Below are 1,471 nucleotides of genomic sequence, written 5' to 3'. Positions count from 1 at the left end.
AACCGGCGCTAACGGCGAGATATCCCTGACGCTGGGCACACAACAGTGGGGTATCCGGGGCCTGTCACAGGTGAAAGCCGGGGCGGCGGTGATGAAAGTGAATGTTCAGGTCGTTGATACTGACAGCGGCGTGATGTTCGCCGACAGCGTGGACATGATGAGCGCCCGCAGCCGGGGCGGGTATGCGCGGCTGGCCGCCACCGAACTGGGGCTGGCCGAAGGTGACCTGCGCCGGGCGCTGGGGCAGGTGTTGCTGGTACTGGAACAGTGTCAACAGGCCGGCGTCAGTGAACAAACCGAAACCCCACCGGTTCCCGAACTGAGCGAGGACCAGCGGGCCGCGGCGCTGGCGTTGCTGCAAGAGCCGAAACTGAGTGAGCGCATCATCACTGACTTAGCCGCCTGTGGCGTGGTGGGCGAATCCACTAACCTGCTGGCCGGTTACTTAGCCGCCGTCAGTCGCAAGCTGGACCGTCCGCTGGCCGTGCTGATACAAAGCAGCAGTGCCGCCGGGAAAAGCTCACTGATGGATGCGGTCCTCAATCTGATACCGGAAGAAGAACGGCTGCAATACAGCGCCATGACCGGCCAGAGTCTGTTCTATCTGGGGGAAACCAATCTCCAGCATAAAATCTTAGCCATTGCCGAAGAGGAAGGCGTCAGGCAGGCCGCCTATGCGCTTAAGCTGTTGCAAAGCGACGGCGAACTGACCATTGCCAGCACCGGTAAAGACGATGCCAGCGGGAATCTGGTCACCAAACAGTACACGGTGAAAGGACCGGTGATGCTGATGCTCACCACCACCGCGATTGATGTCGATGAAGAGCTGTTAAACCGCTGTCTGGTGCTGACGGTAAACGAATCGCGGGAACAGACCGAAGCTATCCACGCCTTGCAGCGCCATAAGCAAACCCTCGAAGGCTTACTGGCCGAAAATGAAAAGGCGTATATCACCGAACTGCATCAAAACGCCCAGCGGTTGTTGCGCCCGCTCAATGTGGTTAACCCTTATGCCTCACAGTTAACGTTCATGAGCGATAAAACCCGCACCCGGCGCGACCACATGAAATATCTTACCCTGATACAAAGTATCGCCCTGCTGCATCAGCACCAGCGGACGGTGAAGACCGCGGAACACCGGGGCAAACGGCTTGAATATATCGAAGTCACCAAAGAAGATATCCGCCTGGCGAACCGGCTGGCCCACGAGATATTAGGCCGTACGCTGGATGAGATGCCGCCCCAGACCCGAAAACTGTTGCTGCTGATACAGCAAATGGTGAAAGACACAGCGGCAGCGCAACAACGCCCGGTGAAAGATATCCGCTTTACCCGCCGGGATATCCGCAGTTATACCCACTGGAGTGACAGCCAGCTTAAGCTCCACTGTCAGCGCCTGAGTGACATGGAATACCTGCTGACACACGGCGGCAGTCGCGGCCATCTGTTGCAATATGAACTGCTCTGGAAT

At 57.9% G+C, this 1,471-nt stretch carries 1 pseudogene; it reads left to right on the top strand.

The window, feature by feature from the left end:
- Positions 1–1,471, top strand: a pseudogene (locus ABR397_RS22575) (DNA primase); the annotation flags it as partial.

It is taken from the genome of Photorhabdus viridis, assembly GCF_040256935.1.
Taxonomy (GTDB): domain Bacteria; phylum Pseudomonadota; class Gammaproteobacteria; order Enterobacterales; family Enterobacteriaceae; genus Photorhabdus; species Photorhabdus viridis.
This window is presented reverse-complemented; position numbering and strand designations above follow the sequence as displayed.